The organism is Streptosporangium sp. NPDC049248, assembly GCF_040678965.1.
Classification (GTDB): domain Bacteria; phylum Actinomycetota; class Actinomycetes; order Streptosporangiales; family Streptosporangiaceae; genus Streptosporangium; species Streptosporangium fukuiense.
In genome coordinates, this window is record NZ_JBFAQY010000011.1 from 29,024 (window position 1) to 53,008 (window position 23,985).

General features: G+C 69.3%; 21 protein-coding genes and 3 riboswitches. Of the genes, 11 read left to right on the top strand and 10 right to left on the bottom strand.

The features are described from left to right. Positions 1–23: 23 nt before the first annotated feature. Entirely contained in the window at positions 24–962 is a 939-nt protein-coding gene (locus AB0K21_RS21155) for an aminoglycoside phosphotransferase family protein (protein ID WP_364152095.1), read from the bottom strand. Between the two features lie 150 nt (positions 963–1,112). Here AB0K21_RS21155 and AB0K21_RS21160 point away from each other — a divergent pair, with 150 nt between their 5' ends. Next, the gene (locus tag AB0K21_RS21160) at positions 1,113–1,418 is read left to right on the top strand and encodes a short-chain fatty acyl-CoA regulator family protein (protein ID WP_364152098.1); all 306 of its coding nucleotides are present in this window, start codon (positions 1,113–1,115) and stop codon (positions 1,416–1,418) included. A 49-nt stretch (positions 1,419–1,467) separates the two neighbouring features. Here the strand turns inward: AB0K21_RS21160 and AB0K21_RS21165 are convergent, their stop codons facing one another. Continuing rightward, complete coding sequence (locus AB0K21_RS21165) at positions 1,468–2,217, bottom strand: helical backbone metal receptor (protein WP_364152101.1); 750 nt, start codon at positions 2,215–2,217, stop codon at positions 1,468–1,470. Beyond that, positions 2,210–2,416: a hypothetical protein gene (locus tag AB0K21_RS21170; protein ID WP_364152104.1), complete on the bottom strand. Its 207-nt coding sequence runs from the start codon at positions 2,414–2,416 to the stop codon at positions 2,210–2,212. Before AB0K21_RS21170 ends, AB0K21_RS21165 begins: the two co-directional genes overlap by 8 nt. Positions 2,417–2,542: 126 nt before the next feature. Next, positions 2,543–2,714: riboswitch (cobalamin riboswitch) on the bottom strand. 180 nt (positions 2,715–2,894) lie between these two features. Continuing rightward, a riboswitch (cobalamin riboswitch) is annotated at positions 2,895–3,082 on the top strand. Positions 3,083–3,241: 159 nt separating this feature from the next. Between AB0K21_RS21170 and metE (AB0K21_RS21175) the strand changes: the two genes are divergently transcribed. Both metE (AB0K21_RS21175) and AB0K21_RS21180 read left to right on the top strand, forming a co-directional pair. Further along, positions 3,242–5,557, top strand: coding sequence for a 5-methyltetrahydropteroyltriglutamate--homocysteine S-methyltransferase (metE, locus tag AB0K21_RS21175; protein ID WP_364152107.1), 2,316 nt, complete (start codon positions 3,242–3,244; stop codon positions 5,555–5,557). A gap of 131 nt (positions 5,558–5,688) precedes the next feature. Continuing rightward, the gene (locus AB0K21_RS21180) at positions 5,689–6,000 is read left to right on the top strand and encodes a hypothetical protein (RefSeq protein WP_364152110.1); all 312 of its coding nucleotides are present in this window, start codon (positions 5,689–5,691) and stop codon (positions 5,998–6,000) included. 100 nt (positions 6,001–6,100) lie between these two features. Here the strand turns inward: AB0K21_RS21180 and AB0K21_RS21185 are convergent, their stop codons facing one another. After that, positions 6,101–8,317, bottom strand: coding sequence for a family 16 glycosylhydrolase (locus tag AB0K21_RS21185; protein ID WP_364152113.1), 2,217 nt, complete (start codon positions 8,315–8,317; stop codon positions 6,101–6,103). An 88-nt stretch (positions 8,318–8,405) separates the two neighbouring features. After that, on the bottom strand, positions 8,406–9,107 hold the full coding sequence (locus AB0K21_RS21190; protein ID WP_364152116.1) for a glycosyltransferase: 702 nt from the start codon (positions 9,105–9,107) through the stop codon (positions 8,406–8,408). 446 nt (positions 9,108–9,553) lie between these two features. Further along, positions 9,554–9,767, top strand: a riboswitch (cobalamin riboswitch). 117 nt (positions 9,768–9,884) lie between these two features. Between AB0K21_RS21190 and metE (AB0K21_RS21195) the strand changes: the two genes are divergently transcribed. Then, positions 9,885–12,119, top strand: a complete 2,235-nt coding sequence (gene metE, locus AB0K21_RS21195; RefSeq protein ID WP_364152119.1) for a 5-methyltetrahydropteroyltriglutamate--homocysteine S-methyltransferase — start codon at positions 9,885–9,887, stop codon at positions 12,117–12,119. 157 nt (positions 12,120–12,276) lie between these two features. Here the strand turns inward: metE (AB0K21_RS21195) and AB0K21_RS21200 are convergent, their stop codons facing one another. Then, complete coding sequence (locus AB0K21_RS21200) at positions 12,277–13,554, bottom strand: hypothetical protein (protein ID WP_364152122.1); 1,278 nt, start codon at positions 13,552–13,554, stop codon at positions 12,277–12,279. Positions 13,555–13,667: 113 nt separating this feature from the next. On the opposite strand from AB0K21_RS21200, the gene AB0K21_RS21205 reads away from it, so the two are divergent. Continuing rightward, a complete protein-coding gene (locus AB0K21_RS21205; protein ID WP_364152125.1) occupies positions 13,668–14,195 on the top strand; it encodes a hypothetical protein in 528 nt (175 codons plus the stop codon). Positions 14,196–14,343: 148 nt separating this feature from the next. Here AB0K21_RS21205 and def read toward each other — a convergent pair whose 3' ends face one another. The 4 genes from def to AB0K21_RS21225 all read right to left on the bottom strand — a co-directional run bounded on the left by def (position 14,344) and on the right by AB0K21_RS21225 (position 16,759). Then, positions 14,344–14,880 carry a peptide deformylase gene (gene def, locus AB0K21_RS21210; protein WP_364152128.1) on the bottom strand — a complete coding sequence of 179 codons (537 nt, stop codon included), beginning with the start codon at positions 14,878–14,880 and terminating at the stop codon, positions 14,344–14,346. A gap of 187 nt (positions 14,881–15,067) precedes the next feature. Further along, positions 15,068–15,589 carry a GNAT family N-acetyltransferase gene (locus AB0K21_RS21215; RefSeq protein WP_364152131.1) on the bottom strand — a complete coding sequence of 174 codons (522 nt, stop codon included), beginning with the start codon at positions 15,587–15,589 and terminating at the stop codon, positions 15,068–15,070. Between the two features lie 37 nt (positions 15,590–15,626). Further along, positions 15,627–16,226: a superoxide dismutase gene (locus tag AB0K21_RS21220; RefSeq protein WP_364152134.1), complete on the bottom strand. Its 600-nt coding sequence runs from the start codon at positions 16,224–16,226 to the stop codon at positions 15,627–15,629. 95 nt (positions 16,227–16,321) lie between these two features. Beyond that, positions 16,322–16,759, bottom strand: a complete 438-nt coding sequence (locus AB0K21_RS21225; RefSeq protein ID WP_364152137.1) for a Fur family transcriptional regulator — start codon at positions 16,757–16,759, stop codon at positions 16,322–16,324. Between the two features lie 240 nt (positions 16,760–16,999). Here AB0K21_RS21225 and AB0K21_RS21230 point away from each other — a divergent pair, with 240 nt between their 5' ends. The 6 genes from AB0K21_RS21230 to cydC all read left to right on the top strand — a co-directional run bounded on the left by AB0K21_RS21230 (position 17,000) and on the right by cydC (position 23,763). After that, positions 17,000–17,251 (top strand): hypothetical protein, encoded by a 252-nt coding sequence (locus AB0K21_RS21230; RefSeq protein ID WP_364152140.1) that lies wholly within the window; start codon positions 17,000–17,002, stop codon positions 17,249–17,251. 168 nt (positions 17,252–17,419) lie between these two features. Continuing rightward, positions 17,420–18,442, top strand: coding sequence for an ABC transporter substrate-binding protein (locus AB0K21_RS21235; RefSeq protein WP_364152143.1), 1,023 nt, complete (start codon positions 17,420–17,422; stop codon positions 18,440–18,442). After that, positions 18,439–19,548, top strand: a complete 1,110-nt coding sequence (locus AB0K21_RS21240; RefSeq protein WP_364152146.1) for an iron ABC transporter permease — start codon at positions 18,439–18,441, stop codon at positions 19,546–19,548. The genes AB0K21_RS21235 and AB0K21_RS21240 overlap by 4 nt, the downstream gene beginning before the upstream one ends. Continuing rightward, positions 19,545–20,288: an ABC transporter ATP-binding protein gene (locus AB0K21_RS21245; protein WP_364152149.1), complete on the top strand. Its 744-nt coding sequence runs from the start codon at positions 19,545–19,547 to the stop codon at positions 20,286–20,288. The genes AB0K21_RS21240 and AB0K21_RS21245 overlap by 4 nt, the downstream gene beginning before the upstream one ends. After that, complete coding sequence (locus AB0K21_RS21250; RefSeq protein WP_364152152.1) at positions 20,285–22,003, top strand: ABC transporter ATP-binding protein; 1,719 nt, start codon at positions 20,285–20,287, stop codon at positions 22,001–22,003. The genes AB0K21_RS21245 and AB0K21_RS21250 overlap by 4 nt, the downstream gene beginning before the upstream one ends. After that, the gene (gene cydC, locus AB0K21_RS21255) at positions 22,000–23,763 is read left to right on the top strand and encodes a thiol reductant ABC exporter subunit CydC (protein WP_364152155.1); all 1,764 of its coding nucleotides are present in this window, start codon (positions 22,000–22,002) and stop codon (positions 23,761–23,763) included. The genes AB0K21_RS21250 and cydC overlap by 4 nt, the downstream gene beginning before the upstream one ends. The last annotated feature ends 222 nt before the right edge of the window (positions 23,764–23,985 follow it).

The following is a 23,985-nucleotide window of genomic DNA, read 5'->3' on the forward strand; positions in this document are numbered from 1 at the left end:
CAATGAACCTGGGCATCAGCGGGCTACAGAGTAGGTGCATAACGGCACAGCAGAGTCATGCCAAGGGCGACCTGGGCGGGTTCCAGCGTAGTCTTGCCGTCCTCGATGTCCCACAACCCGTTCTGCAGGATACGGCCAAGCGTCCACCCGGTCGCCCGCTGCCGGTCCAGGCCGAGCACCTCGGTGAGGAGGTCGAAGCGGCGGAGGACCGTGCGGGTCACGTCGCCGGTCGCCACCACCGCCTCTTCCCATCGGCTGTCCAGCGCCGGCCACAGGTCGAACCCGGGGTCGCCGGCCAGCGGTTCGGGGTCGATGGCCAGCCATGGTTCCCGTTGCCCGGCGAGGATGTTGTCGTAGTGCAGGTCCCAGTACAGCAGGCGGTCACCGGGTTCGCCGATCAATTCGGCCACGGCGGACGCGCAGGCGCGTACCAGTTGTTGCTCGGCCGGGTCACGCAACGCCGACACAGCGCGTGGAACCTGGTCCAGCATGGCGGCGGCGATGTCGGCCAGGCGCCGCAGACCAGGTGGGGCGGGCACCGCGACCAGGCGCGCCATCAGTTCGGCGAGGATCCGCATGGCGGCATCGTCGTCAGCCACCGACGACAGCGGCCGGGCTGCGTCCAGTCGTTCCAGCAACATGGTGCCGGTGTGCGGGTCGTGGTCGAGCAGGCGCACCACGCCGTTGCCGTCCCATGCCCGCAGACCAAGCGCGGCGCCGACGTTGTCTTCGCTTGCCTGCTGGAATTTCAGCACCGCGGGCGCACCATCTGCGCGGATCACCGGCAGCACGAGCGAGGCCTGGCCGTGTGCTGCGGGGCCGTCCGGCCGCAGTGTCCAGTGGTCCAGGAAGTCCGCGGCCAGTCGGGGCAATTCGGCGATCCAGGCACGGCCGGACGCATTGTCCTTGCCGTACGCCGCGGCGAACGCGTCGGGGACGTCGACGGGGATCGGCGTGCTCATGTCGGGTATCTCCTTCGTGGGTTTCGGGGTGTTCGGGATACGAAAGGTCCTGGGGGTGCCCGGCTTCTGGGCCCTCCACTCGGGGCGCCGTCACCAAAGGGCTGCGAAACGCCCTCTGAAGCAGTCCGTGCAGGATTTACCGGCTCAGTCATGTGCTACCCGGTGTTAGGGAAGCGTTCCAGAAGCGGATACGGCCATCGGGCTTCGCGTGCCGCGTTCGCGGTCGCCCTCGGTTGTGAGTTGCGCCACGTCCACCGCCTGGTCTACTCCGAAGGCATCGCGCTCGACGACCCGGGAGCCGCCGTGCCCATCGGCCTTGGCTGCCGCATCTGTGAGCGGCGCGACTGCGTGCAGCGAGCGCGTCCCCCGGCCGGGGGACGGCTGTCGATCGACGAGAACCGCCGCACCCACGTTCCTTATCCGGTCGTCAGCCGGGAGGCCGGCATCGACGGTTGACGGCGGCGAGACGGTGGCGGGAACGGCGTGCAAGAGATGCGGGCGCCTTTCATCCCAGGGCGGCCCGCAGGACATCGGGTGCCTCCACCAGGGACGGGCCGTACCAGGTCAGATGCCGGCCGCTGACCAGCGCGGCCGGTGTCCCGGGGAAGAACCCGGGACCGTCCTCGGCGGTGAACCGGTAAGGCTCGTCAGGCAGGACGACGAGGTCGGCGCCCGCCGCCAGCAGGTCGGGCAGGGCGACCTTCGGGTAGCGCTCCGGGTGGCCGGAGTAGAGGTTGCCGACACCGATCCTGCTCAGGAGGTCACCGGCGAAGGTGTCACGTCCGAGGACCATCCAGGGTTTGCGCCAGATGGGGATCACCGCCCGCCGTACACCGGGGAGCGGCGGAGCCGACCATGCCCGTTCCGCGGCGGCGAGCCAGCCCGGCTCGGGAAGAGCGCAGGCCACCGTGAGCGTCCGGCGCAGGGAGGCGAAGGCCTCCTCCAGTGTGCGGATCCTCGTCACCCACACCGCCAGCCCGGCCGACCGCAGCGCCTCTAGGTCGACAAGGCGGTTCTCCTCCTCGTTGGCCAACACCAGGTCCGGCTCAAGGGCGGCGATCGTGGCCAGGTCGGGGTTCTTGGTGCCGCCGATCCGCCGCACCGGCAACGGCGCGGGATGGGTGCACCAGTCGGTCGCGCCGACCAGCAGGTGCGGGGCGGTCTCGGCGAGCGACTCGGTGAGCGAGGGGACGAGGGACACCACGCGGCGTACGGCACCACGCGTTCCAACGGAAGTGCCGAGGTCGTCAAGCATCGTCGATGTCCCTTCCGGTGGGGCCGGTCACAGCCTCGACGCGGGCGGCCAGGGCATTCAGTACCTCACCGTGCTGGGCGGGCACACTGATCTCCAACAACAGGTGGCCTCCGGTGGCGGTCAGAGTGAAGGTGAAGAACGAGCAGCACAACGTCTCTCGTAGGGCCGGTTGCGCCGCCCAGGCAGCCACCGATGGCACGGAATCCAGCCTCAGCCGCAACCTGACCGGGCAGGGCCGTCAGCGCGGAGGATCCTCCGGCGCCGGGACGTTTCCGGGCTCGCGAGCGCGTACCGATGCCATGCGTGTTCGCTCCATCCTCGTGGACAACACGGATCAACCCGCGGCCGGTATCCTGACTCCCGGATCAGCGCGCCATCCGGCCTTCCCGGCTTTCGCCAGTGGCTGTCGATGTTGCGATGACGCACTTCCCGGTCACAGTGGCGGGACCGCGCTGGATTCACACCAGCTTCCCTGCACCGCGGGCCTTGTCCACGAACATATAGTTGGACGTCCTAGTAAGTCCAGTGCGGCACCCGCCATCAGGCCCAGAACGATCACCCGGCCCCCGGCCCGCCCGTACGGCGCGAGCGCATTCCGGCCCCTGTCGCCCGGGGAGCCGAATGCGCCTAGGCTGGACCCGCAGTCGGTTCGCCCTGCCCGCCAGGCAGGCGCGTCGTAAGAGGGAACCCGGTGCGGCAACACTCGCCTGCTTGGCTCGCGAGCTCGCCAATTCCGGGACTGCCCCGCAGCGGTGAGTGGGAACGACCGCCGTCAAACGCACTGGGTCCGAGTACCGGACCGGGGAAGCGACGGCCAGTAGATGCCCGGGCGAAATCCCGGGCGTGCCCGCGAGTCCGAAGACCTGCCACTGCCCGCGTGCGACCACGCACGCGGTGACTTCGGTGACCTCGAGGGCGGGTCGGCGGTACGAGCGGGCATCAGATCAAGGTGCTCGCCGCTCAGCCGTTCCTTCGCGCCCCTGAGAGCACCGGGGTCCTTCCATGACTCGCGAAGGAGAGTTTCGTGGCTGAGACTTCCGCCACCCCCGCATCAATCGCCACCGTCCACGGCTATCCACGCCAGGGACCCGACCGCGAGCTGAAGAAGGCGATCGAGAGCTACTGGGCGGGCCGCGTCACCGCCGATGAACTGAACGACACCGCGGCCCGGCTGCGCCGCGACAACTGGCGCCACCTGACCGGCGCCGGCGTGCGAGAGATCCCCACCGGCGACTTCTCGCTGTACGACCATGTGCTGGACACCACCGTCATGGTCGGCGCCATCCCTGAGCGTCACCGGGCCGCCGTCGAGGCCGACGCCCTGGACGGCTACTTCGCCATGGCGCGCGGCACCCAGGACGTCGCTCCGCTGGAGATGACCAAGTGGTTCGACACCAACTACCACTACCTGGTGCCGGAACTGGGGCCCGACACCGTCTTCACCGCAGATCCGGCCAAGCAGGTCGGCGAGCTGCGTGAGGCTCTCACACAGGGGCACAGCCCGCGTCCGGTGCTGGTCGGCCCGGTGACCTACCTGCTGCTGGCCAAGCCCGCGCCCGGCGTGGACCCCGGCTTCGACCCGATCACCCTGATGGATCGGCTGCTGCCGGTCTACATACAGGTACTCGCCGCCCTGCGCGCGGCGGGCGCCGAGTGGGTGCAGCTGGACGAACCCGCCCTGGTGCAGGACCGCGATCGGGCCGTGCTGAACGCTACGGCCCGCGCCTACCGGGAGCTCGGCTCCCTGACCTACCGGCCGAAGATTCTGGTCGCCAGTTACTTCGACCGGCTGGGGGAGGCGCTGCCGGTTCTGGCCGGGGCGCCGATCGAGGGGCTGGGCCTGGACTTCACCGGCTCGGCCGCGGCGAACCTGAACGACCTGGCCAAGGTGGGCGGGGTTGTCGGCAAGCGTCTGATCGCGGGCGTCGTGGACGGCCGCAACGTGTGGATCAACGACCTGGAAAGGTCGTTGTCCACCCTGGCCACCCTGCTCGGCCTGACCGACCGGGTGGACGTGGCGGCCTCCTGCTCGTTGCTGCACGTCCCGCTGGATGTCGCGCTCGAGCACGGAGTGGATCCGCAGGTCGGCCGCTGGCTCGCCTTCGCCAGACAGAAGACGGCCGAGATCGTCACCCTGGCCAGGGCACTGAGCGAGGGCACCGGCGCCATCGCCGGGCAACTGGCCGCCAACCGGGCCGATCTCGCCTCACGGGCGGCCTCGGCGCTCACCCACGACGCCGCCGTACGGGCCCGCGCCGCCGCGGTCACCTCCGCCGACACGCGCCGCGCCCAGCCGTACGCCGAGCGGGCCGCCGCCCAGCGTGCCCGGCTGAACCTGCCGCAGCTGCCGACGACCACCATCGGCTCCTTCCCGCAGACCGCCGAGCTGCGGACGGCCCGCGCCGACCTGCGCGCCGGACGCATCGACGCCGCCGCCTACGACGAGCGGATCGCCGCCGAGATCCGCTCGGTCCTGGCCTTCCAGGAGGAGGCGGGCATCGACGTCCTGGTGCACGGTGAGCCCGAGCGCAACGACATGGTCCAGTACTTCGCCGAGCAGCTCAACGGATACCTGGCCACGCAGCATGGCTGGGTGCAGTCCTACGGCACCCGCTACGTGCGGCCGCCGATCCTCGCCGGAGACGTCTCCCGCCCCGAGCCCATGACCCTGCGCTGGACCCGCTACGCCCAGTCCCAGACGACGCGTCCCGTCAAGGGCATGCTCACCGGTCCGGTTACCATGCTGGCCTGGTCCTTCGTCCGCGACGACCAGCCCCTGGCCGAAACCGCCCGCCAGGTGGCGCTGGCCCTGCGTGATGAGGTCACCGACCTGGAGGCAGCCGGCACCACCGTCATCCAGGTCGACGAGCCCGCCCTGCGCGAGACCCTGCCACTGCGTGCCGCAGACAGGCCCGGCTACCTGGCCTGGGCAGGCGAGGCCTTCCGGCTCACCACCGGCGGGGTGCGGGCCGACACCCAGATCCACACTCACATGTGCTACGCCGAGTTCGGTGAGATCCTGGCCGCCATCGACGACCTGGACGCCGACGTGATCAGTCTGGAGGCCGCGCGCTCCCACATGCAGGTGGCCCACGAGCTGGCCGGGGCGGGGTATCCCAGAGAGGTCGGCCCGGGTGTCTACGACATCCACTCCCCGCGCGTCCCCGATGCCGGGGAGATCGCGTCCCTGTTGCGTAAGGGGCTCGACGGTATCCCGGCCGAGCGGTTGTGGGTCAACCCCGACTGCGGGCTGAAGACCCGCGGCTGGCCTGAGGTGCGAGACTCCCTGGGCAATCTCGTCACCGCCGCCCGCGAGATCAGGACCGAGGTGACCGGCTAGGAGGCCCACTGACGCGCGCCGGGCCTGGGACGGCGGGTTTTCCTGCCGTCCCAGGCCCGGCCACGCCGTCTTACACGCGACGACCGGCCGATGGCCAGCCTGATCGTCATGTGCGGCGAAAGGACAGCCACATGAGCAAGACTCCCAAAACGCGGCAAGTTCGAATCGGCGAGCACGACATGGTGGCGATGAGCCCTGACGACTACCACCGGCTGCACGCGGTTCGCCGTCAGATGGGCGCGCAGTCCGCACGCATGCGGGTCCTGAAGTCCGACTTGAACCGGGCACTGACGCGGCTGGCCCAGATCGAGGCCGTCATACGAAGGGTCACCCTCGACCACGCCGCGGACGCGTGCGGCCGAGAGGAATGCACTTCATGCATTTTACTGAAAACCGTCGACACAGCTCCCTCTCCGCACGACGCGAACGGCGATCACAGCTAGAGCGTTTCGATAGGACGGATGAAAGTCCAGGCCGGTCTTGGTGGTGAACGCGCTGACCGTGGCCAGGCGGTACGCCTCGCCACGGCAAGCACCGGCACCTCTAGCTGGCCAGCCCTTTTCTCCATACCACTTCTTCGCCATGGCCCGGCAAGCAGCGGGCCTCCAGCGACGCAACCTCCAGCACCGCGGGAAGAGCCCGCTCATGGAGCGGGCCCGCGAACTCGGTTGACTCACTGCTCCAGAGGTTCACGTTGAGTTCCATCGGTTGGTCCGGGATCGGTGTCGGCCCCCACAGGAGACGTTCGTGGACGATGACCCTGTCGACGTGCCATCGAATGTATTCGGGCCGCCATTCGATTTCGTAGCGGTGAAATGCTGCGGACGCATCGAAGCCGAGATCGATGAGGGCCGGTGTTCCCCGATACCCGTACTCCAGTTTCGTGCCCGCGGCCCCTGGGTTGTAGAAGACGTTGATGAGCATGCGGGTGGTGTCCCGGCCGAGGAACTCGATGTCGATCTCCTGGCGAGGGCCGTTGCGATGGAGGAACAAGCCCGTCACCAGGCCCGAACCAGAGGGAACCCGCAGATCTGCCGCGAACGTGCCGTAGGTGAAGGAGCGGCGACTTGCGATTGCGCCCCCGGTGAGCTCTCGCACCTTGTTCGTTTCGCGGCGGAGCGTGAGTGACGCAGGGCTGCCGTGCTGCAGCGTGACGTTGTCGGGGCGGAAGAGGGCTCTGTTGCTCGGGAAGGTGTCGTCGCGGAGGTACCAGTCGCTGCCGTCGAGACGGGGGTGCACACGCAACGCGATCGCCGCACTATCGCCGTCTGCGCCCCCGCCCCCAGGCATCCTGCCACCACCGGGAGGTGGCGATGACTCGAACGAGACACCCCGCCACGCCGGGCGATCGACAATCCAGGGAGAAGCATCCCAGGCCAGGCGATGCCCCGAAAGAGCCATGTCCTCGATCGAGCGAGTTCCGGCCGTGATGCGTCGCTGTCCTCTCTCCTGCTGGCGAGGCCAAGGATGGATCGGGTAATCGCACCCGAGAAACCGGACGAGCCGTTCCCACGGGTCCAGCTCGTCGACCGGAAGCACAAGACGGTGATGCTGCGGAGTGTCGAGGTCCTCGCCCAGAACGTCCGCCGTCGCGCTGGTTCCATCTGTCGTGACGATGAGACGCATCGGCGCCTTCGAAGCGATGCGTTCAACCTCGCCCAGACCTAGCGATCCGATGTTCACGTAGGCGTCGAACATCCGGCGCCGGCCGCCACGAAGGAGCGTGTCAAGCTCGCCCGGGGGCAGGTCGGTGAGGTCACTGATGCAGCGGAATCCGAGGACTGACAGAGCCTCCGCCACCGTGGACAACCCCGTACCGGGCGCGCCGACGACCACGATCGGACCTCTTGTGGGCCGAGGCCGGGCGAGCAGAGGAGACTCGCGCTGGATCGCGCCCACCTTCGCCAGAATCGGCAGGACCGAGTAGGAGTTACTTGACTTGATGCCTGGGCGCTGCTCGATGACGGGCCGATCCGTCATCCGGACCGAGAGACGATCGAACTGCAGGTTCATCCACAGGTCGATCGGGCCGTGGGCTGGAAGCAGGCTAAGGAGTTTTTCTGCTCCCGCACGAGAGAGCACGTAGCCAGATAGCTGCCACAGCCCCCTGGTCGGGCGCCGGAGCGCGGGCCGGGTGCGGCTTCGCGCTTCGTCCTCTCCTGTCTCTTGGTAGGAGAGATAAAGAAGGTCGACGGCGTCATCGAGACCTTGGCCCGATCGCAGTTCGCTCCATGCACGGTCCAGCACGGACATGCACGTCCGCGTGACGTACGCATCGTCCTCAAGCACCAGGGTGAAGGACGCGTTGCTGGCGACGATCAGCCTCCACACCTCGATGTGGGAGAGTGCCACCGCGATCTCTTGCGGCGTCATGGTAATCCGCGTCGCCCAGGTGGCGTCGTTGACGTCGAGCCTGGGATGCGGATCGACAAGGAGTTGCTCGGCCAACGTGTAGGTCGGCTCGAGGAGGGTCGCCGGGGGCGGGCCTTCGAGATAGCGGGCATCGATCGCCGAGAACCGTCTCGTGATCGTGCTGAGCGAGCGGCCTTCCATATCCTTCAGCCGTCCGAGTTCACGGTTCAGCGTGTTCCAGCGTTCCTGGGCGCGATCGAGGTTGATGACATAGATGCGTTCGATCGCCGTGTCGTCACCGTTTGCTGAGAACGCGGTTGACCGTCGCCGAGCGAGAATTCGTCTGGTCCGGTAGAGGGCATGGGCGCGCAATGTGGAACGCAGGCCGGAAAGGGAGGTGATGTTCATGCTAGGGAGAAGTCGCCAGTCGTCGTTCAGGGAGGAAGTGAGGCGATGTCGGCCAGGAAGGCCTGGTTTGGAGTTGCGAGTAGGGACCTCATCTGCCTTGGCGCCACAAGCGCCAGTTCCGCTCGTCGTTGCGGTAACTGAGCGGCCACCGGCTCGCGGCAATGGTGTCCCATGTACAGAGGATTTCGACGTCGATCGGTTGCCCGAGTCGTTCCCGCGAGAGGGCGTAGCGGGCAAGCGCCACCGTGAGGTTGCCCGGTCCCGTCATCGCCTGGATGTCGATTGGCCCGCCGGGATGACCGAGGATCGCCGCCGTGCTTGCCTCGAGTGCCGCCAGGACGACCGGATGGTGGTCCGGTGCGATGATCGGGGTGTTGTTGACGTAGTGGATCCATGCGTCGGAGTCGCTGTCGTTCGACATCGCGTTGAGTGGGTCAACCATGGCATCGGTCGCGCTGTCGTAGCAGAGTGCCTGGAGGCGCAGCCGAGAGTCCCGGAAGAGCGGTGTCCAGTCGGCGCCTTGGTAAGCGTCATCCGCATCGATGTAGAAGCCGCCGCTGTCGGCCAGATAACACAGTCGGAAGTAATCGCTGCGCATAGCCGGGTGCGGGCAGGCATCGAAGGCCGCCACGTGCGCGTCGTCGTACGTGGCCTCGATGAACGAGCGCGCCGACTCGTCGCCGTACACATCCCGGCGAAACCCCTGGCCCTCCAGCGCCGTCCAGCTCGCCATGCACTCCAACACGTCGGCTGGGATCCTCGCGGGATCGTCCCAGAACTGAACGATCACACGGGGAACGGGAGCGGTCAGAGTCGATTCGGAAGGATTTGAAAGCGTACGCGTCAGGTGCCGAAGGTACCGGGACCTGCGGACGTGGTCATCGACGATGTTCTCCACATCGGCGTCGTGATCGAGGGCCGCTCCTGGTCGAACGTCGTGGTCATGCGGGCCATGTGACGCGGGTAGAGTCATCGGCGCCCTTCTCAAGCGGCGTTGTCCTGGGCCGATTCGAGGCCCCGTACAGCGGTTCCTGGAGTGTTTCAGGGGTTATGGGCCGCGTCGCCAGAGTCTAGGCCACTTACGAGCGGCCGGAACATTGTCCGTGACTTGGTGGTAGAGGTCGACCTGGAACCCGCTGATGAGACAACGGCACCGCCTTCTCTGCGTGGCGATGAGCGGCGGTGAGCCGCGCCAGTTGGCATCACGGGGGAGAGACAGCCGACGGCCAGGTCGTTAAGCTTTCGGATGTGGATGGTTCGCCCGTCTTCTCCGGAAGGCGGGCGTCGTAAGAGGGAACCCGGTGGGAATCCGGGACTGCCCCGCAGCGGTGAGCGGGAACGACCGCCGTCACAAGCACTGGGCTCATGCCTGGGAAGCGACGGCCAGTAGGTCATGCCTCAGGCATGGTGCCCGCGAGTCCGAAGACCTGCCTCCGCCCGCGCGCCGCTCGGCGCGCGGTGGTCCGCGGCCTCGTGGGAGGGCTTGGGACGCGCTCGCCGGGGTCCGCTCCGCGTTGCGCTTCTTTCTCCTGCCCGGCCGCATGCTGGCAAGACGAGGGAAGTTGCCATGAGGACGACCGTTCTGGGCTACCCGCGCATCGGTGCGCATCGGGAGCTCAAATTCGCCACCGAGGATTTCTGGGCCGGAAAGATCGGCGCCGACGAGCTGGAGGCGGCCGCCGCGTCGCTGCGCGGCTCGGTCTGGACCGAACTGCGCGACGCGGGTCTCGACACGATCCCGTCGAACACGTTCTCGTTCTACGACCAGGTGCTCGACACCACGGTAATGGTCGACGCCGTGCCCGCGCGATACCGGGAGCTCACCGGGCTCGACCGGTACTTCGCCATGGCGCGAGGCACCGCCGAACTCCCGCCGCTGGAGATGACCAAGTGGTTCGACACCAACTACCACTACATCGTCCCCGAACTGGCGCTGGACGCCCGGTTCCAGCTGGCCGACGGCTCGGCCGCCAAGCCCGTGGCCGAGTATCTGGAGGCCAAAAGGCTGGGGATCGAGACGCGGCCCGTACTCGTCGGCCCGCTCACGTATCTGCTGCTGGCCAAGCCCGCGCCGAACTCGCCCGAGGGATTCACCCCGCTCGACCTGCTGGACTCCCTGGTGGAAACCTACGCCGAGCTGCTGGAACGGCTGGCGGGTGCGGGCGCGCGGTGGGTGCAGTTCGACGAGCCGGTCCTGGCCCGCGACCTCGGGGCCCGGGAGATCGACGCGTTCGGGCGGGCCTACCGGCGGCTGGGCAACCTGCCCAGCCGTCCGAAGATCCTGCTCGTCACGTACTTCGGCGAGGTCGCCGCGCAGGCGCTGCGGGTGATCGCCTCCACCGAGGTCGAGGCGGTCGGGCTCGACCTCGTCGCCGGGCCCGGCAACCTGAACGCGGTGGCCTCGGCCGGCGGACTGGTCCGCAAGACCGTGGTCGCCGGCGTGGTCGACGGCAGGAACGTGTGGCGTGCCGACCTGGCGCGGGTGAAGGCGACGTACGCGGTCCTGCTCGGGTTCGCCGACACGGTGGAGCTGAGCAGTTCCTGCTCGCTGTTGCACGTCCCGGTCGACCTCGACAGCGAGACGGCACTGGACCCGGCGGTCCGGGCGCGGCTGGCGTTCGCCCGGCAGAAGGTCGCCGAGCTGGTCGATCTGGCCGCCGGCCTGCGGTCGGAGGATCCGTCGGTGGTGAAACCGCCCGCCGTACCGGCCGATCCCGACGTCCGGGCCGGGCTGGAGACCCTCGGCGACGCGCGGCGGGCCGATCGGGCGGTCCGGTTCGCGGCACAGCGTGCCAAGCTGGGGCTGCCCGAGCTGGCCACGACGACGATCGGCTCGTTCCCGCAGACCGCGGAGATCCGCAAGGCCCGCGCCGACCACCGGGCGGGACGGATCGACGAGAATGCCTATGTCGAGGCGATGCGCGCCGAGATCGCCCGTGTGATCACGCTTCAGGAGGAGCTTGGACTGGACGTGCTCGTCCATGGCGAGCCCGAGCGCAACGACATGGTCCAGTACTTCGCCGAGCAACTCGATGGCTACGCCGCCACCGACCACGGCTGGGTCCAGTCGTACGGCTCCCGCTGTGTGCGCCCGCCGATCCTGCACGGCGACGTCTCCCGCCCTGAGCCGATGACGGTGGGGTGGAGCGCCTACGCCCAGTCCCTCACGCCCAAGCCGGTCAAGGGCATGCTCACCGGGCCGGTGACGATGCTGGCCTGGTCCTTCGTCCGCGACGATCAGCCCCTGGCGCAGACCGCCCGCCAGGTCGCCCTCGCGCTCCGGGACGAGATCACCGACCTGGAGGCCGCCGGGATCGGCATCGTCCAGGTGGATGAGCCGGCGCTGCGCGAGCTCCTGCCGCTTCGCAAGGCCGACCAGGAGGGCTATCTGGCCTGGGCGGTCGCCGCGTTCCGGCTGGCCACCTCCGGCGCCGCCGACTCCACCCAGATCCACACCCACATGTGTTATTCGGAGTTCGGCGAGATCATCAGCCCGATCGCCGACCTGGACGCCGACGTCACCAGCGTCGAGGCCGCCCGCTCCCACATGGAGCTGGTGCCCTACCTGACCGAGGTCGGCTACGCCAACGGCATCGGTCCCGGCGTCTACGACATCCACTCGCCGTGTGTCCCGACCGCCGAGGAGATCGAGGACAACCTGCGCGACGCCCTCCAGGCCGTCCCGGCCGACCGTCTGTGGGTCAACCCCGACTGCGGGCTGAAGACCCGCGGTTACCCGGAGACGCGAGCCGCCCTGGCCAACATGGTCGCCGCCGCCCGGGCGGTCCGGGCGGCCATCTGACCGGTACAGCCTCCCGGCCCGAAGTGCTGCTTTGGGCCGGCGTTCCGGTCAAGGTCATCCTGGACGGTCGCGGAGGTGAAAGCGCGGGCCGCACCCAAGCAGGCAGCTCGCCGGCAACGAGGCCGCCCTGGATCTCCTAGCCCGGAAGCTGGGCTCATCACGGTGAGTGCTCGGGGGGCGTCGCCGTCATCGGACGCGAACGCTCAGCCGGTGTCAGCACTCCGTTCAACGGCGGCCGGTTACTGCCGATAGAGGTCCAGCGGGAGCCGTCCGGGGTGTCCGCGACCAGCACGCCGCCGCGCAGCAGTGCCGCGCGCAGCGCGTCCGCGACGTCGTAGCGTCCCTGGCGGCGCAACTCACCGCGCAGCGCGAGCACGGACTCGACCAGGGAAGCGACCAGATCCCCCGGAGTCGGGGCGCATGCTCGGGTGCCCAGCTTCGCGATCAGCAGTCGCAGGCTCTCCCTGGCGTGCTCGGCCCCACCCTCGTCCTCCTCGGTGTCGGCGCCCCAGCGGGCGATCTCGGCCTCCAGATCGAGTACGGCCCGGACTGTGTCGGCGCCGTCGCGCCGGGCTAGCGCGACGGCGAACCGCTCCTCACAGGAGCGGGTCGCCTCTCCCAGACTGACCTGGCGGGGCGCCGACGAGATGACCGGCGGCGGAGCGTCGCTCACCGTCATCTCACCGCGGGTCAGACGACGAATCTCCTCCAGGTTTGTGCTCGTACCCGCGGGCAGTACGGCCTGGGAGCCGGGCCGACGGATCGTCACGCGGCCCCGGCCGGCCACCAATGCCTCCTCGGTGTTCAGGTCGACGACCAGCGCGGTGTGCTCGTCGATCCCCAGGACGGCGGCGCCCGGCGGCAGTTCGGGTTCCATCCGGGCCAGCCGCCGCTCGCCGAGGTAGCAGTAGCGGGTGTCGTGGGTGCCGCCCTCGGTGTTGTCGTAGTGCGGGACGACCGCCACCTTGAGGCCGAGGGCGCCCAGCAGGTCCAAGCCCGGCCGCCAGTGGGGGGCGATGCCCACCTTGTAGATCTCATACACCGGCACCGCCGCCACGCCCGCCGTGCAGGCGGCGGCCGAGGCCAGCACCGTCGCCCCCTCCCGCGACCGGAGGCGGGCGCGTAGGTCACCGGCGACGTGCGTCGCCGTCCACCGCTCAAGGGCGAACGTGGGGCTGCCAGGGCCGGAGAACACCCAGTCGGCGCCACCGACCTCGTCGCTCACCTCCACCTCCAGGCTGACACTGCGCGCGAAGTACCCCCGGGCCCGGGTGGAGATGTCAGCGGCGTTCTCCTGGAACGCGTACGGAGTGTCGAGCAGTACCGCCCGCGGCCGGTCATCCAACCGACGGATCACCGAGCGATGGACCTCGACCATCGTCGGGCTCGTCTCGCCCGAGCCCATGAGCACCAGCACCCCAGGTCGTCCCGGCATCGAGTTCCGCCTCTCCGTCGTCCTGCGCCAAGCCACGCACAGGAACGCCTCGGCGGCAATAGCATCTCTGCGACAAACACGTTGTTGCATAATCAGCGCAACAGTGCGGCCGGATGACGGGACATCATGTGAACGAGCAGCTCAGCCACCTCGTACCGGTATCGGTCGAGATCCTGTTGCTGCGGGTCGACCCGGCGGGCGCATGGCACTACCGGCACATCGTGACATCACTGAACAAAGGAGAAAGCCCGGACCAGGCGGTCCGTCGCGTCGGTGGCCTCACCGCCGAGGCGACGTCCACCGTGGTGCACTCCACGAGCTGGCGCTACCAGCCCGAAGGCCAGGTCGTCCTGACCTACGCCGTCTGTCCCGATCCCGCCGCCCACCTGCCAGCGATCGCGCTGACACATTTCCGGCTCGCCAGAGGGGCCACTTCCTCGGCGCCGTCACCCGAGCACCTGCAGATCGAGAACGTGGTCACCCACGCCCTGCGACACCTGGCCTTCCTTATGCTGACCGACCCGGTCGTGGGCGAGGCCCTCACTCGCGACCCGGCCCTGGCCGCCGGCCTCGACGCCCTCCAGCGCGACGCCGCGCCCCTCGGCGTCGCCGGAGAGCTGCGACCCGCGAGAAAGCACTGAGGACGCTCGTGTGAGCGTGCGAGTCCGTTCGCGGGCACGGGAAGGTCGGAGGAGATTCGAAGGAGAAGGCATGGGTGCCGGGCATGGCACGTGAAAACGCCATCACGGCATAGTTCGCAGGTGTGGATACATCACAGAAGGTGCCTGGTCAGTTTGCGGTGTTCTCCTGCTGGTAGGCCTGCAGGACCTGCTTGCGGCGCTTGGCCGGTAGGCGGTCGATGTAGAGGCGGCCCTCCAGATGGTCGCTCTCGTGTTGCAGGCAGCGGGACAGCAGGCCGCTGCCCTCGACGGTGATCGGGGCACCGGTGACGTCGAAGCCATGCACGGTGGCGCGATCGGGCCTGGCGAGGAGGGCTCGTTGGCCAGGCACCGACAGGCAACCCTCTTCCTCTTCGTGCAGCCTGCGGTGTCCCACCTCGGGCATGATCAAGGTTGGATTCACCACGACGCCCTTGCGGAACTCCTTGCTGTCGTCGGGGCAGTCGTAGACGAACACCCGCAGGCCGACGCCGATCTGGTTGGCCGCCAGCCCGACGCCCCGCGCGGCGTACATGCTGGTGAACATGTCCTGTACCAGTCTCGTGAGGTCGGCGTCGAAGACGGTCACCGGCGCGCACGCGCGGTGCAGGACCGGGTCGCCGACATGGCGAATGGGCAGCGCGGAGCCCTGGTCAACGGCGTGCACGATACGAACCCTCCCGGGCGGCGAACATTCTGCGACTCAGATGCACCTGCATTTTAGGCGCAGGAAGGCCGGCGGATGCCATGATCGATTAGCTCTGTCCGCTGTTCTCGTTCGAAGAACGTCCCAGGTTCCGCATGAACCGTGGCCATCCTCCTCACGGATGGCGTGCAAGCCCATCAGGAACCGGTCAATGGATGTCTCGGCGCGACATGATCAGTCGTTCGCTGCCCGTCAGAGCGACCGCTCGCCACCCTCGGGCGCGGTAGAGGCCCAGGGCCGCGGCGGCGCAGGTGTGAGTGGTCAGCCAGCACCTTCCCGGCACGGCGCGGGCGAGCACGGCGTCATGGAGTGCGGCTCCGAGCCCCAGCCCGCGCCGCTGCGGCAAGACGCACAGCTCCCTGAGCGTGAAGTCCTGGCCCGGCTCATGACAGGTGAGCCTGGCCAGACGTGAGCAGCGCACGCCGTAGGCGAAGCCGTACAGCTCCTCACCGCCCAGAGCAAGGGCGAGCACGAACCCGGGCCGCTTACTGTCGGCGAGCAGCCGCGCGGCCACACCCCGCGCGGCGAGGTACGGCTCGCGCCAGGGCGGCAGGGTGAAGACGTCACCGCCGACGTCGGCGATGGCCGGCAGGTGGGAGGCGGCGGCCTTCTGGCCGACCACCTGGATGTGGATGGGGGCGGCGCCCGGTCGTCCGGTTGGACCATTCATCAAGGAAGGACGGACGGCGGGCGCCGCGGTCATGGGGTCAGGCCCTGGCCGCGTCGAAGCGGGCGATGACGTCGCTCCAGTTGATCAGCGACCACAGCTTTTCGACGTAGTCGGGGCGCACGTTGCGGTACTGCAGGTAGTAGGCGTGCTCCCAGGCGTCGAAGACCAGCAGCGGGGTGGTGTTCATGCCGACGTTGCCGTGGTGGTCGTACACCTGCTCGACGACCAGACGGCGGCCCAGCGGTTCCCAGGCCAGGATGCCCCAGCCCGAGCCCTGCACGGTCGCGGTGGCGGTGGTCAGCTGCTTCTGGAAGGCCTCGAACGAGCCGAAGTGCTCGGTGATGGCCTCACCGAGCGCTCCGTCGGGGCGGTCGCCGCCGTCGGGGGAGAGGTTCTGCCAGAAGATCGAGTGCAGCACGTGCCCGGACAGGTTGAAGGCGAAGGTCTTCTCCAGCCCGACCAGCCCGCCGAACTCGCTCTTGTCGCGGGCCTCGGCCAGCTTCTCCAGGGTGTCGTTGGCGCCCTTGACGTAGGCGGCGTGGTGCTTGGAGTGGTGCAACTCCAAGATCTCCCCGGTGATCGCGGGCTCCAGCGCCGCGTAGTCGTAGGGCATATCCGGAAGGGTGTAGTCACCCATGGGTGTCTCCTCTGCAGGCTTCTAATGCATGTATCTCGCAACAACAATAATCATGCAACTAGCCGGGAGGGAGTGCGGCATGCCACCGCGCGCCCTCAGTCGGTCCGGCAACGCCGGCAGCGGCCGCGCAACACCTGGCCCGAGGGGGTGATCTCGAACCCGGTTCGTGCCATCAGGCTTGCCGCCGTCTGTGTCAGGTTCGCAACGGCCACGTCGGTCAGGATCCCGCAGTGCTCGCACAGGACATGGTGGTGCGGGGCCGCGGCGATGCCGAAACGCGTCTGCCCGGCGTGCTCCACGCTGTGCAGGAGGCCGTGTTCGGTCATCGCCGTCACGTTGCGATAGACGGTGGAGACGTTGATCGTCGGCTGGGCCGCCGTCACCAGGTGGTGCAGTCTGGAGGCGCTGAGATGGGCTGAGGCCTTCACCAGGATGGACAGGATCGTCATCCGGGGGACGGTCCGGCGCAGACCCTTGCTGCGCAGAACCTTCTCGAACTCGGCGTCCGTGTGCTTCACGTCGATGTCTTTCATCTCGATGTCCTTCACCTCGATCGCGTCCGTACGGCGAACACGATCAGAGCTCCGCCGTCCACCTGCAAGGGCGCACAACGCGGCCACCAGCGCCGGCACCCGCCGATGAGACGCGATGGGTACCTCGATGTGGACCACCTTTCCCAGGCCCCAGGGCAGCCCGCAGCTCATACGCCCGAGCCTGCTGTCACCTTGACCGTCCCGCGATGATGGTGCAAGCAGTCTGCTATTGCAACTTTTATGCAATTAGGCAGGTCGGCGAGTGCTGCGTTCATCTACGGCCACCCCCTGGCGATGACGCCCGAGCAGGTCCGCCACGCCCGCGACCCGCCGACCCGCTCCGACAACACCGTCTCCTCGATCGCCGCCGCACGACAACAAGAGCGCGGCGCAACCCTGCTGGAGGTGGCAGGAACCAGCCAAGACCTCAAGGAGCGCCCGGCCCGCGTCGAGACGCGCGCCGAGGCTCGCCTCCGGCCATCGCCGATCTAATGCCACTTGCCCGCAATTGCAACCTATGTGCAGAATGTGGTGTTTTCTCGTATGACGATCATTTGACCTCGCACCTCCGGAGACTCATCACATGAGCCGCCCGCCCCATATCCCCCCAGCCATGCCGACCATTGGCGACAACGCGCCGCTGAAGGCGGTAACCCGATCATGAGAAGGCTGCTCGTCCTGGTAGTGGCTCTGACGCTGACCGCCTGCTCACCAGCTCCCGCCACTCAGGAGACCGGCCAGGAGGCCGAGCAGACGGCGGCGGCGCCGCAGGCCGGCTTCCCGGTCACGGTGGAGAACTGCGGGCGCAAGCTCACGTTCGACAAGCCGCCCGCCAAGGTGGTGACCGGCTACCACCCCGCCCTGGAGACCCTGCTCGCCCTCGGCCTGGGCGACCGGATCGCCGGGCGCACCAACTTCTCCGAGAGCCCGTTCCTGCCGGGGCAAAAGGAGCAGTACGCCAAGATCCCGGAGATCTCCGACACGATCATGCTGCCGCAAAAAGAGGTCATGCTCGCCCAGAGCGCGGACTTCGTCCTGGACAACGCGATGGCCAGCTTCGACGCCGCCGGCGGCTACGCCACCGTAGAGGAGCTGGACGCGGCCGGCTCCCCCGTGTACATCCTGGGCGGCTGGTGCAGCCCCGAGGAGGTACTCGAGTTCACCATCGACGATACCTACGCCGACCTGCGCAATCTCGGCTCGATCTTCGGCGTCCCCGACCGTGCCGACGCGCTGATCGGCGAACTTCAGGGCAAGCTCGCCGACGTCACGAAGCGCGTCGCCGGCCGTACCCCGGTCAAGGTGCTGGCCACCGACGGCGGCAAGGGCCCGGTCAACGCCTACGGCGGCGCGGGCATCACCAATCAGATGATCACCTCCGCCGGCGGGACGAACGTGCTGGCCGACGTCAAAGGTGACTACACCGAGGTCAGCGCCGAGAAAGTCAGCGCGGCCCAACCCGAAGCCGTCCTGATCAGCGACTACGCCACCCTGCGCGGCGAGGACATGCCGAGCTCGCAGGCCAAGGCCGCCGAAGCCTTCGCCATCGCCAGGAACAGCCCGGCCGCCAAGGACCAGCGCTACCTCGCGCTTCCCGTGGCGGCCCAGCACCCCGGCTACCGCAACATCCTGGCCATCGCCGACATCGCCCGCTTCCTGCACCCCGACGCCTTCACCCCGTGACCAGCACGACCCGGCAGAGCCCGGCACAGACCGGGCTCGTGCCAAAGAACCGCCGCGCGAGCAGGTTCCTCCTGCTCATCGCCGCGCTCGTCGTCGCCGTCGTCGCCTCGACCTGGCTGGCGGTGAGCATCGGCGCGGTGCACGTCGCCCTGCCCCAAGCCTGGGGCATCGTCGCCGACCGCCTCCTCCCCGCCGCCCTGACCGATGGCATGCCGCGCACCTGGACCCCGGTGCAGGAGCAGATCGTGTGGGAGTTCCGGCTGCCACGCGCGCTGCTGGCGCTCCTGGTCGGGGCCGGGCTGGCGGTGGTCGGGGCGGTGCTGCAGGCCCTGGTACGCAACCCGCTGGCCGACCCGTTCCTGCTCGGCGTCTCCTCCGGCGCCTCGTTCGGCGCGGTACTCGTGCTGATCCTGGGCGCCTCGGCGCTGGGCGGGCTGTCACTGTCGGCCGCCGCCTTCGCCGGATCCCTGCTCGCGCTCGCCCTGGTGTACGCGCTGGCGCAGCGGTCCGGCCGCCTCACCTCCTCCCGGCTCGTGCTGGCCGGGGTGGCGCTGGCGTACCTGTTCCAGGCCGCCTACAGCTTCGTCCTGCAACTGGCCCAAAGCGGCCGGGCCGCCCAGCAGGTGCTGTTCTGGCTGATGGGCAGCCTCGGCGGCGCCCGCTGGCACATGCTGCCGCTGCCGGCCGTCGTCCTGGCCGCCGGGGTGACGTACCTGCTGCTGCAGCACCGCCCGCTGAACGCGATCGCCGCCGGAGAGGAGACGGCCATCTCGCTCGGCGTGCACGTGCACCGCTTCCGCCTGACCTTGTTCGTGCTGACCTCGCTGCTGGTCGGCGTGATGGTGGCCACCAGCGGCGCGATCGCGTTCGTCGGCCTGATCGTGCCGCACGCCGCCCGGCTGCTGGTGGGCGCCGACCACCGCCGCGTGCTGCCCGTCACCGCCCTGCTCGGCGCCGTGTTCCTGCAGCTCGTGGACATCTCCGCACGCACCGTCAACGCGCCTCAGGAACTGGCGCTCAGCATCGTCACCGCCCTGTTCGGCGTACCGTTCTTCCTGTGGCTGCTGCGCCGCCGCTCGGTGGACCGGGCGGTGAGCATCAGGTGAAGCTCGACCTGCGTGGCGTGTCCGTCGCTCCCGACGGCCACCCGATCGTGCACGAGGCCGACCTGCTGGTGGACGACGGCGAGTTCGTCGGCCTGGTCGGGCCGAACGGCTGCGGCAAGTCCACCCTGCTGCGTTCGATCTACCGGGCGCTGCGCCCCGCCGCCGGGCTCATCACCGTCGACGGTGACGACGTGCACCGGCTGCCGGCCCGCCAGGCCGCCCAGCGCACCGCCGTGGTCGCCCAGGAGAGCCCGGCCGACCTCGACTTCACGGTGACCGAGATCGTCTTCATGGGCCGCACCCCGTACAGGGCCGGCGCCGCCGCCGATGAGGAGTTGTGCGCGCGGGCGCTGGAGCGCGTCGGCCTGGCCGGCGCCGCCGAACGGATCTTCGCCACCCTGTCCGGCGGCGAGAAACAACGCGTCCTTCTCGCCCGCGCCCTGGCCCAGCAGACCCGCCTGCTCCTGCTGGACGAGCCCACCTCCCACCTCGACATCCGCCACCAGCTGGAGATCTTGCATCTGGTGCGCGAGCTGGGCATCACCACCCTGGCCGTGCTGCACGACCTCAACCAGGCCGCCGCTTTCTGCGACCGCCTTTATGTGATGAACGCCGGCCGCATCGTGGCCGGTGGACCGCCCGGCCAGGTCCTCACCCCAGACCTGATCTGCCAGGTGTACGGCGTGCGCGCCATACATCGCACCCAGCTCGTCTTCGAGCGGCTCAAGGAGGAGCGATGATCCCCCGACTGCTGGCCCTGTCCCCGTCCATCCGGTGGCGCCTGGCAGGGCTCGTAGTGGTGTTGCTGTCCATCACGGCCACCTACGTCGGCCAGGGCGTGCTCGTCGCCCAGGCCTTGGCCCGCATCTTCGCCGGGCACAGCGCGGGCTCGATCGTCTGGCTCGTCGCCGCGGTCGTCGCCCTGCAACTCGTCCGCAGCGCCGCACTGGCCGTGCGCGAGCCTGTCGCGCTGCGGGTCTCGGGCGCCGTCAAGGCCGAGCTGCGCCGCCGCCTGACCGCCAAGCTGCTGCGGCTCGGTCCCGCCCACGCCCAGCGCGGACGCACCGGCTCCGCGCAGACCACTCTGGTGGACAGCATCGAGACCACCGACGCCTACATTGGCAGATTCCTGCCCCAGGTGATCGCCGCCGTCCTCGGCGCGGTCGCAGTGACCGCCTACCTGTTCACCCTGGACCCGCTGGTCGGCACCGTCGTCTTGGCCTGCGCGCTGCTCATGCCGGTGCTGCCGCTGGCCTCGGACCGCGTGCTGCGAAACCGCAACGCGGCCTGGTTTCGCGGCTACAAGGGCCTGTACGCCGAGAACCTGGACGCGCTGCAGGGCATGGCCACGCTCAAGGCGTTCAACGCCAGTGGCCGCCGCGGTGCCGAACTGGCCCGCCTGGCCGAGCGGTTCTGCCGCGACTCGATCCGGCTCATGGCCATCGTCATCGGCTACGTCGGCGGCGTGGCGTTCATCACCGGCTTGGGCACCGCCGTGGCGCTCGGCACCGGCGCGCTGCGGCTGGCCGCCGGCGAGCTGACCGTCACCGAACTGCTGCTCATCCTGCTGCTCACCGCCGAGAGTTTCCGGCCCCTGAAGGAACTGGAGGCGGCCTACCACTCCAGCTACAACGCCGTCCCCTCGCTCAAGGCCGTCTTCGAGATCCTCGACACCCCCGAACCCGCCCAGGGCACCACCCCGCCCGGCCTGACCGGACCACCCTCGCTGACCTTCGACAACGTCCTGTTCGGCTACCCCGGCCGGGAGCGCCCCGCCCTCGACCGTTTCACCCTCGACATCGCACCAGGTGAACGCGTCGCCCTCGTCGGCCGCTCGGGCGCGGGCAAGACCACCGTCGCCTCCCTGCTGCTGCGTTTCTTCGACCCCGACGCGGGGCGCGTGAGCGTCAACGGCGTCGACGTCCGCGACCTGCCCCTTGACCGGCTGCGCGCCCTGGTCGCCGTGGTGTCCCAGGACACCTACCTCTTCCACGGCACCGTCCGCCGCAACCTCGCCCTCGCCCGCCCCGAGGCCACCGCCGGCCAGCTCGAAGCCGCCGCCCGCGCCGCCCAGGCACACGACTTCATCGCCGCCCTGCCCGACGGCTACGACACCGTCGTGGGAGAGCGCGGCCTGAAGCTGTCCGGCGGCGAACGCCAGCGCATCGCCATCGCCCGCGCCCTGCTCAAGGACGCCCCCATCCTCGTCCTCGACGAGGCCACCTCCGCCGTGGACGCCGCCAACGAGGCCGCCATCCAGCACGCGCTGGACACCCTGTCCGGCGGCCGGACCACCCTGATGATCGCCCACCGGCTGTCCACCGTCCAAGCCGCCGACCGCGTCATCGTCATGGCCGACGGCCGCATCCAAGAGGCCGGGCCACCTGGCGAACTCCTGGCCGCTCAGGGCGCCTACGCCCGCCTGGTCGCCGCGCAGAACGGAGCCACCCGATGACCGCCGCCACCGCCGTCGCGCTCGACCGTCCCGGCAGGTCCCGGTTCCGGCCCCTGTTGGCCCTGCTCGGCCCGCACCGGCCCCTGCTGCTGACCGCGATCGTCAGCGGTATCGCCCACCATCTGGTCGTCCTGGCCTCCGCCGGCGTCGGCGCGTGGGTCGTCAGCCGCGCCATCACCGGAGCCACACCCGACGACCTGCGCGGCGGCCTGATCGCTCTCGGCCTCCTGCTGCCCTTCCTGGCCCTCACCCCGTGGCTGGAGTCCTACCTCGCGCATGTGGCCGCCTTCCGCGTGCTGGCCGACGTCCGCGGCCGCGTCTACGCCGCCTTCGAACGCCTCGCCCCCGGCTACCTCCTCCAACGCCGCTCCGGCGACCTCGGCGCCACCGCCATCTCCGACGTCGAGCAACTGGAGCTTTGGTTCGCCCACACCCTCAGCCCGCTGATCAGTGCCGTCACCGTCCCGGTCGCCGCGCTGAGCGCCCTGGCCGTCTTCCACCCCGCCCTCGCCGCAGCCCTCGCCCCGGCCCTGATCCTGCTCGCCCTCCTGCCCGCCTGGCTGCGCAAACGGGCCGCCGCCCAAGGCGTGAGGCTGCGCGCCGAACTCGGGGAGTTCAACGCCGAAGCCGTCGACACCCTTCAGGGTCTGCGGGAACTGCTCACCTCCGGCGCCGGAGCCCGCCAGCTCGACCGCCTCGGCGAACAGAACCAGCGGCTCCTGGAGGCCAAACTCGCCCACGGCCGCCGCTCCGGCCTCGAACACGCCGCCACCAACGCCGCCACCACGCTCGGCATGCTCGCCGTGCTCGTCACCGCTGCCCTGCTGACCTCGGCGGGCAGCCTGCAACCGGCGTTGTTCCCCGTCGCCGTCGTCCTGGCCGCCACCACCTTCGCCCCGGTCATCGCCGTCACCGACGTGGCCCGCGACCTCAACCTCGTCGTCGCTGCGGGGGACCGCATCATGACCATCCTGAACACCCCCGCCCCGGTCACCGACCGCGTCACCGCCCCGCCTTCGGGCCCCATCGATCCGCACGTCCGCTTCGAGGGGGTCTGTTTCCGCTATGCCCCCGACCTGCCCGAAGCGCTCGCCGGCGGCACCTTCGACATCGCCCCCGGCGAGACCGTCGCCCTGGTCGGCCACTCCGGAGCGGGCAAATCCACCTGCGCCAGCCTCCTGATGCGCATGTGGGACGTCACCGCCGGCCAGATCACCGTCGGCGGCCACGACATCCGCGACTTCCCCCAGGAAGACCTGCGCCGCCTGATCACCCTCGTCCCCCAGGACGTCTACCTGTTCAACATCCCGCTACGCGACAACATCCGCCTCGGCCGCCCCGAGGCCACCGACGAAGAGGTGGAGGCCGCCGCCCGCGCCGCCCACGCCCACGATTTCATCACCGGCCTGCCCGACGGCTACGACACCCTGCCCGGCGAACTCGGCGCCCGCCTGTCCGGCGGCCAGCGCCAGCGCATCGCCATCGCCCGCGCCCTGCTCAAGGACGCCCCCATCCTGATCATGGACGAGGCCGTCTCCAACCTCGACGCCGAAAGCGAGCAGGAGGTCGCCGCCGCCATGACCGCCGCCCGCCGCGATCGCACCACCCTGGTCATCGCCCACCGCCTGTCCACCATCCGCACCGCCGACCGCATCATCGTCTTGGACGATGGTCAGGTCTCCGAAGTCGGCACGCACGCCGAACTCCTTGTCACCCATGGCGCCTACACGCGGCTCCTCGCCACCCAGCTCACCAGTTGACCGCCTCGGGCATGTCAGGCACTCGGGTGACAGTGTCACGGGGAGTAGCTCCTGGCGATCCGTATGCCTTCCAGGAGAACGCCGCCGACGTCTCCGTGTCAGATCGCCCTGGAGAAGGCGACCCGCTCCTGCGAGGAGTGAGTCACGGTGGCGCTAGCTGGACCCGATGAGGCAGCCGCCGCCCGGCGACCTCGGGGAGTGTCGCCACTCGGCGAGCGCCTG

Coding starts and splice junctions, on each gene's coding strand:
- cydC (WP_364152155.1), top strand. CDS start 22,000: ATGACCGCCGCCACCGCCGTCGCGCTCGACCGTCCCGGCAGGTCCCGG.
- AB0K21_RS21235 (WP_364152143.1), top strand. CDS start 17,420: ATGAGAAGGCTGCTCGTCCTGGTAGTGGCTCTGACGCTGACCGCCTGC.
- AB0K21_RS21205 (WP_364152125.1), top strand. CDS start 13,668: ATGACGGGACATCATGTGAACGAGCAGCTCAGCCACCTCGTACCGGTA.
- AB0K21_RS21160 (WP_364152098.1), top strand. CDS start 1,113: ATGTGCTACCCGGTGTTAGGGAAGCGTTCCAGAAGCGGATACGGCCAT.
- AB0K21_RS21180 (WP_364152110.1), top strand. CDS start 5,689: ATGAGCAAGACTCCCAAAACGCGGCAAGTTCGAATCGGCGAGCACGAC.
- AB0K21_RS21230 (WP_364152140.1), top strand. CDS start 17,000: ATGCAATTAGGCAGGTCGGCGAGTGCTGCGTTCATCTACGGCCACCCC.
- AB0K21_RS21155 (WP_364152095.1), bottom strand. CDS start 962: ATGAGCACGCCGATCCCCGTCGACGTCCCCGACGCGTTCGCCGCGGCG.
- AB0K21_RS21220 (WP_364152134.1), bottom strand. CDS start 16,226: ATGGGTGACTACACCCTTCCGGATATGCCCTACGACTACGCGGCGCTG.
- metE (WP_364152119.1), top strand. CDS start 9,885: ATGAGGACGACCGTTCTGGGCTACCCGCGCATCGGTGCGCATCGGGAG.
- AB0K21_RS21215 (WP_364152131.1), bottom strand. CDS start 15,589: ATGAATGGTCCAACCGGACGACCGGGCGCCGCCCCCATCCACATCCAG.
- AB0K21_RS21225 (WP_364152137.1), bottom strand. CDS start 16,759: ATGAAAGACATCGACGTGAAGCACACGGACGCCGAGTTCGAGAAGGTT.
- AB0K21_RS21185 (WP_364152113.1), bottom strand. CDS start 8,317: ATGAACATCACCTCCCTTTCCGGCCTGCGTTCCACATTGCGCGCCCAT.
- AB0K21_RS21165 (WP_364152101.1), bottom strand. CDS start 2,217: ATGCTTGACGACCTCGGCACTTCCGTTGGAACGCGTGGTGCCGTACGC.
- AB0K21_RS21200 (WP_364152122.1), bottom strand. CDS start 13,554: ATGCCGGGACGACCTGGGGTGCTGGTGCTCATGGGCTCGGGCGAGACG.
- AB0K21_RS21250 (WP_364152152.1), top strand. CDS start 20,285: ATGATCCCCCGACTGCTGGCCCTGTCCCCGTCCATCCGGTGGCGCCTG.